At 41.3% G+C, this 9,113-nt stretch carries 5 protein-coding genes; 4 read left to right on the top strand and 1 reads right to left on the bottom strand.

Translation table 11 applies throughout. The annotated features are described in order from the left end of the window. Window positions 1–420: 420 nt before the first annotated feature. The 3 genes from HY063_13730 (at window position 421) to HY063_13740 (ending at window position 3,263) form a co-directional block, all read left to right on the top strand. A complete protein-coding gene (locus tag HY063_13730; protein ID MBI3502846.1) occupies window positions 421–609 on the top strand; it encodes a hypothetical protein in 189 nt (62 codons plus the stop codon). A gap of 37 nt (window positions 610–646) precedes the next feature. Further along, on the top strand, window positions 647–2,176 hold the full coding sequence (locus HY063_13735) for a hypothetical protein (protein MBI3502847.1): 1,530 nt from the start codon (window positions 647–649) through the stop codon (window positions 2,174–2,176). Between the two features lie 208 nt (window positions 2,177–2,384). Next, a complete protein-coding gene (locus HY063_13740; GenBank protein ID MBI3502848.1) occupies window positions 2,385–3,263 on the top strand; it encodes a T9SS type A sorting domain-containing protein in 879 nt (292 codons plus the stop codon). 15 nt (window positions 3,264–3,278) lie between these two features. Here HY063_13740 and HY063_13745 read toward each other — a convergent pair whose 3' ends face one another. Further along, the gene (locus HY063_13745) at window positions 3,279–3,473 is read right to left on the bottom strand and encodes a divalent-cation tolerance protein CutA (protein MBI3502849.1); all 195 of its coding nucleotides are present in this window, start codon (window positions 3,471–3,473) and stop codon (window positions 3,279–3,281) included. A gap of 356 nt (window positions 3,474–3,829) precedes the next feature. On the opposite strand from HY063_13745, the gene HY063_13750 reads away from it, so the two are divergent. Then, the coding region (locus HY063_13750) for a PKD domain-containing protein (protein MBI3502850.1) at window positions 3,830–9,113 on the top strand (5,284 nt) is incomplete at its 3' end.

Here is a 9,113-nt window from a genome sequence, read left to right on the forward strand (position 1 = left end):
AACCACGCTGAAACTTACAAAATATAAACCATCACTATGTGTTTTGTAAGCTTCTGACATTTTGTAAATGTAAAGAAGTTTTTTTGTAAGCAAAGCTTACTGAATAATATCCCACGAAGCTGGAGCTTCGCGGGTACGGGGATGTATGGAAACAGATGATTCCATAAACAAAAAGAAAAAAATGTTTTGTCTGAAATCTTATTGTGTTTGCAAATCAGTGAAAAGCATCGCAGTATCTTTTTATAACAGCCGCGAATGTTTGAACAAATATTCATAGTAAGGGTTACGATATAGTGGTTTTGTTTGAATGATTTCTATCATTTGCTTTTGTAAAATAAATTTTTACTTTTGTTGTTCCAATGGCTCGTTGCGTTTTGCTCTGAAACGCGAAATAAAAACATCAACCAAACAAAATGTTTCATGAAAAACAAATTTATGGCTCTGTATCCCGAAAAAATCGGGACGTTCGCGCTGAGAGTGCTCTCTCCCTGCCTGCCGGCAGGCAGGTCTGTCTCTACGATTTTTGCATTAGAGCAACGGAGAGAACACCCCTCTTGGTTTTTAAGAAAAGTTTACAAAACGCAGTTGAGTTTAACAATCGTGCTGTAATACATTTATTTTTGTTGAACCCTAAAACTATTTTACAATGAAAACTTATTTATTTATTATCTCATTTTTTTTCTTTAATACTATTTTTTCTCAGAGCGTAACGGGAAATATTGAAGAACCCAAAGTTGTACAATTAGATGATGGTATTCTTGTTTATGGTTGGACGGAAAGTAAGGATGGGAAAAATCTTGTTGCTGCAAAATATAATAAAGATTTGGTTTTAGAAAAGCAATACACAAAACAAATCCCGAAGGGGATTAGAGATATTTACTTAATAAAGGAAGATAAATCTTTATTTTTTGGAATACAGCAAACCGTAATGACTTGGGGTCAGTATTATATAAGATTAGACAATCAACTAAATGAAATTTCTACTCTTCAATTCGACAAAGAGGAATATAATAAAATAGAACCATTGAAAAAAGACGAATTTAATATTGGAAGATTTGGAGACAGAATATTTTCTTCAGCAAATAATATGCTTTACTGCTATGATGTTGATAAAAACAAATTGCCAATTAAAAGAATTATAAAATGGGAATGCGATTTGAAACCAATAAAAATTCAAACCACTCAAATACTTTTAGTTGACAATGATTTTGTTTTTACTTATGTTAATGATGCCGTGTCTAAAAAAACATTTGCACAGTATATCTATTGCTTAAATGCAAATACCGGTGCGATAGTTTATAAAGTGCAATTAAATAATCCAGACCAAAATGTTTATTCTCCCTCTAATGTAATATTGAACGGGAATAAATTAATAGTTGTTGGCAATTATGCCGAATTAAGCGACAAGAATAAAATAAAGAAATCACTTAATATTGATATGGGTTCAGATGTGCCTTTTGTAAATATGAATAGTTTCTTTGCAATAGAGATTGATAATAACAGCGGTAAAATAAATAATACTAAAACTAATAAGTATCTGGATTATTCATTTCCTGACAAAAAGAAATTTAATTGGGAAGGAATACAGTTTATTATTTTTCAATCACTGACATTAAATGAATCCAACAAGTATTGTGCTATTGGTGAATGTTATGTTGAATGTACGCAGGCAGCTACTGGGGGACATACTGGAAGTGTCGGACCAGTTGGATTTATCGTATATAAATTTGATAACGCACTCAATACTCTTGAAACAAAATTTTTACCTAAAGAAGACATTGTTCAAATAGATGGGAATATTAAAAACAAAATGAACTATTCTGATGTACTTAATGTATTTAATGCAATGCGGATGCCTTGGTATGAACCATGCAAAGAATTTAACATGCCTTTAGGTTGCATGGAATATTCCTTCAATGATTATTCTTATGATAAGACAAATTCTTCATCAACTATTTTATATAATAGTTTTGGCATAGATCGTATTATATCGAATCCTATAACAAAATTCTACATCATAAAAGCATCTGCCGATGACAAAATCGAACAAAAGTTAATACCTAATCAAGATGAAAAACTTGGTTCTCAATGTTTTTTACGGGATATAAACTCTGCCTTTGTATTTTCTCCAATGAAAAAAGGTGCAACATATAAATTAGACATTACTAAATTTTGATTTGCACTTTCATATAACTCAGCAATCCCCAAACTAATCCCCCCGCTGCATTGGATTTGTTAAATAAAAAAATAATGAAAGTGCTGGTCGAGATTTAATAATCTCGACCGAAGAGAAAAGGGATTTGTAATCTCGTTTTTTTTTTACATTTGAGGAGTTATTAGAGATGTCCTAAAACAATTCAACATTCATCAAAACAAAAAACACCATGAACAAATTTATGGCTCTGCATCCCGATATTTTCTTCGGGACACAATTATTTTTTGCCTCGCTAATCGGAATAAGCAGCACCTCTGCTTTTTCGCAAACATGGTGCACACCGCCCACCTGCAGCCCATTTCCCTGCGCGGGCATAAATACTTACGGCAGCACTTCTCCCGTAATCACCAATGTAACTTTCAATACCATCAATCGCACCACCACCACTTCTCAGAAAGAACTTTATGTGAACACGGGCATCTCTACAACAGTTACGAAAGGGCAAGCATATAATTTTTCCATGACCTATTCGATGGATCCTCCCGTTTGCCCGACCCATGAATTGCGTGTGTGGATTGACTGGAACATTGACTTGGATTTTGCAGATGCGGGAGAACTTGCCCTTACCGCCAGCAATCAGAATTCAGGAACTTACAGCGGAACCATCACAGTTCCGACAAGCGCTGCCACAGGCACAACACGAATGCGCGTTGCCTTGAAAATGACTACGGGTTGCGGGCACACCGCGCCTGACCCCTGCTTAGTTACCGATGGCGCTTCGGTTGGCTGGCACGGAGAGGTGGAGGACTACACCATTATCGTCATGCCTCCAAGCGGAGTGGTTGAGTATGATGTTACAAACAGCGTGAACATTTTTCCAAATCCGATGACCACCTCAGCGGCTGTAGAAATAAAAAGTAATGTGACGTTGAAAAATGCGGAGTTCGTGTTGTATGATGCTATAGGAAAAGAAGCGGCAAAAATTTCTGTTGCCGATGGCAGCAAATCATTTTCGTTTGACAGAAAAAATCTTGCAGGCGGATTTTATCTTTACAAATTATTTTCAGAGGGCAAAGTGATTGGCACAGGAAAATTGCAAGTTGATTAGGCGAAGAAGGATTTTTTATTTCACTTCTTTCAAAAGCCAATTGGTATATTCTTGGTTGCCATCCGTAATGTCTAATTGAAGAATGCAAGGACAGGAATAACTGTGAAGCGATTTCACTTTTTCAGAAAGTTTCCTGAATACTTTTTTTGTGGTCTTTGTGATGAGAACGGTTTCATTTGCTTCTTCAATTTTTCCTTTCCACCAATACATGGATTGCATGTTATCAAAAATATTTATGCAGGCAGCCCTTATTCCCCCTTCAAAAAGGGGGACAGAAGTTCGCTGCCATACGGAGAAGGTGGTAATTCAGTAACCTGCCTGCGGCAGGCAGGCTCATCCTGTCCTTCGGACATCCCTCTCTTTCAAAAAGAGAGGGAAAGAGGGAGAGTTTCTTTGAAGGTTTTTTTCTGTAAATTTTGTTAATAAGATAATGAAACCTTTTTCTTCTTTTTCCTGTTTCAACAAGCATTAAAACGATTAATAAAAATTTCGCTTTCAGGAAACTTTTATTATTATATTAGGCGGCTTTTTCCTTCAATGCAAAACAGTTCACTAAAAAAATAATCATGAAGAAACTTTACTTCTCTCTCATCGCTTCTATTTTAATTTCAACCTTTGCTTCTTCTCAAACCACCGTTTACGAGGGGTTTGAAAACAACTATCCTCCTGCCGGATGGACCACATCGGGTTCGTTTCCTAATTATTTATTCCGCACCACTTCGGGAACAAATCCAGCGCAGTCGCCTGCTGCCGGCTCGTATGAACTGGAGTGGCAAAGTTACAATGCTACCAATGGCGCAAGCGAGGATCTTATTACTTCCAAGTTTGATTTGAGCGGGCGCGGCTCCAACACTCCGTACATAGGATTTTATTTTTACAGGGATGTTACTGCCTATGATAATTCTTCTTACGATGGCGAAGGCGTGAATGTATATGTGAATGCCAATTCTTCTCTTACAGGCGCAACGTATTTAGGTTTTGTTCCGCGAAGAGGAGGGCAGGCGGCAGGCGGCCCGAATTTTTATTCCGGCACAACTACCACTGGAGTTAGCGGATGGTTTCAGTATTTCTTTACTGTTCCTTCTGCTTTTTCTTCCTGTTCCAACTATATCATTTTTGATTTTCAAAGCAAATTCGGAAACAATTGTTTCATGGATTATGTGCAGTACGATACGTATCCTTCCGGTCCGGTGCTGAGTTTTTCCATTAATCCTGATACTACCTGCATGGGAAAGCCGGTTACATTTACAAACACCTCTACGAATAATTGCAGCGTTGACCATTACATCTATTATTTTGGCGATGGCGGTTCCACTACTGTTTACAATACAAACCCTGTAGCGCATACCTACACGTATCAGAATACATTTTCTCCCAGCATGACGGCTTATGATATCAACAGTAATTCAATGGGAAGTTATTATTCGCCAACAACGGTATATGTGCGGCAAGGTTCCAGCGGAAATTTTATGATGTCGAAAGATACCATTTGCCCGGGCGAGGTGGTGAATTTTGACCCGCAGGGAAATCCCAGTCCGTTTACATGGAAGTTCAGCGATGGATACACTACAACACAATGGATGTTTCAGCGAACAATTTCCACGCTTGGAAGCGACACCGTGCGGCTGGTATTTAACACGCCCTGCGGAAAAGATAGCATTACAAGAATACTCCACGTGTTAAACACCATTCAGCCGAATTCGAATTTCACTTCTTATCCCGATTCCGCCTGCAAGAACGTAAATGTTTCTTTTAATCCGGTTGAATATACCGGAACTCATTCATGGAATTTTGGCGATGGAAAAACTTCCACGCTGCAGAACCCCACGCATTCTTATACTGCAACCGGCACTTACACCGTAACGCATACGCTTACCAACCTCTGCAACAACACAACTTCTTTTTCGAAAGTGGTAAAAATTGTAAGTTCTATTTTTCCTTCTGTTGATTTTGGTTTCAATCCCAATACTCCTGTTTGTCCGGGCATTCAGTTTAGTTTTAATTCATGGAATTATGACGGTCCCACGTGGTCGTGGAATTTCGGAGATGGAAATACAGCAACGGGAACTCAGCCAAAGCATACCTACACCGTTGCCGGAACTTATTCCGTAGTGCATACGGTAACCAATCAATGCGGAAACAGCACTTCCAAAACGTACACGCTTTCTGTTGACGGCACGCAGATTCCGAATAATAATTTTTCCTTTTATCCTAATCCTGCCTGCCCCGGAGATTTGATATACTTTTACGGGCAGGAGCAATACGGGAAAACTTTCTTCTGGAAATTCGGAGATGGAAATACTTCTTCCATTCAGAGCCCAAGCCATAAGTATGCTTCCCCCGGAAATTATGCGATAACCTATACCGTAACAAATTTTTGCAACAATTCCGCTACCAAAACCGATACAATTCATGTCAAGAGTTCGAACCCGCTTACCGTGTCGAATAATTTTAATGTGTATCCCACTCCTGCCTGCGCCACCCAGCCGCTTACGTTTGATTTCGGCACGTATGGCTTTTCGAAATATATTTTTCACTATGGCGATGGCATTATTGATACCGTTTCCAATGCCACTATAATGCATAGTTACGCCTCGCCCGGAACCTATACGGCTACTGCTACGGCTGTGAACAACTGCGGAAACGATACGACCTTTGCAAGAGTAGTTACCATCAGCAGCAGCATTCCATTTCCGAATTCGATAAACCTCGGAGTAAGTTCATCTCTTGTTTGTCCCACTGAAAATGTAAACTTTTACGGACCATGGGGGTATCCTTCTTATCAATGGAACATGGGCGATGGAAGCCCCGCCTTCAATTCCAATAACAATTCTATAAATTATAGTTACAGCGCCACCGGAACGTATACCGCTTCGGTGAAGTGCACAAATTACTGCGGGCAGGACTCCACGGTTTTTGCTACGGTAATTGTAAACAACAGCACAAGTTTCTGCAACAGTTGTTCTTTATATACGAACGGAGGAACTGCTTGTCCTAATTCGTCAGTTTATTTAAGCGCTTCTTCCGGCTATGCGTGGTATCATTGGAAATTTGGAGACGGAGATTCGCTGTCCACTTCAAATTATAATCCAACGCATACGTATACCGCTGTCGGAACGTATAATTACTCGGTAACCATTACCAACTTTTGCGGAATAGATACTACGTTGTTTGGAACCGTAACCATTGATAATACTATTCCTGTTCCAAATTGGTTATGGCTCAATATTTATCCGAACATTGTTTGCCCTAACCAGATGGTGCAGTTCAACACGGATAATTCATACGCATCTTATCTTTGGAATTTCGGTGATGGAGTAAGCGCGAATGGAACCGGCAATGCCGCACATACCTATACTGCTGGTGGAACTTACAATATAAGTGTGGTGGTTGGAAACACCTGCGGCAATACCGCCACGTTGCAGGGAACTGTTACGGTAGATACGGCTGCAACCTTTCCCGGATGGATGAGCATGGGTGCATCTGACCCCGCATGCCCCAACAGTCCGGTGAATCTTTCCACGCTGGCTGGTTATGCTTCTTATCAATGGGATTTTGGTGACGGAAGCCAAACCATTACCACTTCCACCGAGCAGGTCATGCACTCCTATACTGCTACAGGAAGTTATTACGCATCGGTTTTTGTAACCAACTCCTGCGGAAAAACAGTTACGCTTTATAAAAATATTACCATCAACAACAGCCAGACAATTTCATGGCTTGATATTTATTTACCTAATAATCCTGCCTGCCCGGGTGATGTGGTGATGATGAATCCGCAAATAGGAGCGGGCAATGGGTTAACAGGAATTACTTTCTCGTGGGATTACGGTGACGGAAGTCCGCTCGATACAACCATTGGCACAGGAACTTCGCATACCTATACTGCAGCGGGAGTTTACAATGTTGTGTTAACGGCACAAAATACATGCGGCAATTCAAAAGTTACCGGCAAACTGGTAACCATCAATAACACTTCTTCGCCTCAGTTAAATCCATGGAACTTCGGAATCATGCCGAACAATAATCCCACAAGCACGGTTTGCCCCGGAGATGTGCTGGTGTTTTATTTCGAAGGAATAGACCCGAACAACTTATGGAATTTCGGAGACGGCAATACCGGAGTTGCAACAGATATTTTTGTGCGAAGCGATGGAGTTACTGTTACCACCATTAAACATGCCTATGCAAATACCGGAAGTTATAATTACACGCTCACGCTCGGCAATCATTGCAATAAAAATACTTCGCTCACAAAATCACTCAGCGTTACATCCAATCTTCTGGTGAGCGGAGGATTCATGATTTCTCCTCCTGCGAGCGTGCTCGGCTACACTACCTGCGGGCTTATTAATTTTGTTGCATACGGAGGTAAAAATTTTATATGGGACTTTGGAGATGGAACTATTTTAACAACCCTTTCACCCACCATGAGCCATGCCTATGTCAATCCCGGAAATTACACAGTGAAAGTAACCATTACCAACGGATGCGGAAGCAGCGCCACCTATACGCAAACACTTATTGTGAACGGAGCGGGAGGAACCAGCGTGAGCACTGCTTCGGTAATTTCTCCTACCTGCCACGGAGGAAGCAACGGAAGCGCCACCGCTCTTGTTTCAGGAGGGCAGCCGCCTTACAATTATACCTGGTATGATAATTTGAATCAAATTATTTCCACCAATGTTTCTGCGGGCAATCTTTCTTCGGGAACGTATACAATTATTGTAACGGATAATAATGGTTGTGCCGGAAATACCTCTGTCACTTTGAATAATCCTGCCGCCATCACCTTTTCTGTTTCCACCACAAAAGCAAGTTGCGGAGGTACAAATGGAACAGCTTCAGTTTCTTCTATCGCCAATGGAACTAGTCCTTATACTTATTCATGGTCAACCGGGCAAACCACCGCAAGCGCATCGGGTTTTGCAATGGGAACGTATGCCGTGACTATTCTGGATGCGAACGGCTGTTCTTCAACTTCTGCGGTAAGCATCAGTGAAAACGGAGCGGTGCTTTCGCTTTCTTCCACCACCAGCGTTACCTGCAACGGAGGAGCGAATGGAGCAGTCAATATAAATGCAACCGGAGGAAATCCTCCTTATGCTTTTGCATGGTCGAACGGAGCCACCACGCAGAATATAAACACACTTGCTGCCGGAAGTTATTCAGTGGTGGTAACCGATAATGCCGGATGCAAATCATCTCTGAGCGCAACTGTTTCGCAGCCCTCGGCAATTGTGGTTAATCCCACCACCACTCAGGCGCCCACCTGCGGAAACTTTAACGGAAGCGCCACTGCCAATGTGAGCGGGGGAAAATCTCCTTACACTTATTTATGGGATGCCAATACCGGAAGTAAAACCACGCAAACAGTTACCGGACTTTTTGCCGGCACTTACAGCGTAACAGTTACCGATGCCAGCGGCTGCACCAATAAAGGAGTGGTTACGCTCAGCAATGCGAACGCACCTGTGGTAACATCGGTTGTAACTCCCATTTCCTGCAATGGAATGAATGACGGAGCAATTAATTTATCGGTGACCGGAGGAACTTCTCCTTATGGATATACATGGAACGTGGCTCCTCCCAATCAGCCGAATCAAACTAATCTCGGTCCCGGATTTTATTTTGTAACCATTCAGGATGCTGCGGGATGCAACACGGTGAAAAGTTTCACGATCACTAACCCCTCCGTCCTCGCAGCCGCCCTAAGTTCATCAGCCGCCACGTGCAGCAGCAACGGAACCGCCACAGCAAGTATAAGCGGAGGAACAACACCTTATACTTATAGTTGGAGCAATGGCGCGACCACTGCAAATATAACCGGCCTTGCCGGAGGAAATTACA

It is taken from the genome of Bacteroidota bacterium (assembly GCA_016195025.1).
Lineage (GTDB): Bacteria > Bacteroidota > Bacteroidia > Palsa-948 > Palsa-948 > Palsa-948.

Bases quoted from the DNA above. Each gene is read 5' to 3' on its own strand.
- HY063_13730 (MBI3502846.1), top strand. From the start codon at position 421: ATGAAAAACAAATTTATGGCTCTGTATCCCGAAAAAATCGGGACGTTC.
- HY063_13735 (MBI3502847.1), top strand. From the start codon at position 647: ATGAAAACTTATTTATTTATTATCTCATTTTTTTTCTTTAATACTATT.
- HY063_13740 (MBI3502848.1), top strand. From the start codon at position 2,385: ATGAACAAATTTATGGCTCTGCATCCCGATATTTTCTTCGGGACACAA.
- HY063_13745 (MBI3502849.1), bottom strand. From the start codon at position 3,473: ATGTATTGGTGGAAAGGAAAAATTGAAGAAGCAAATGAAACCGTTCTC.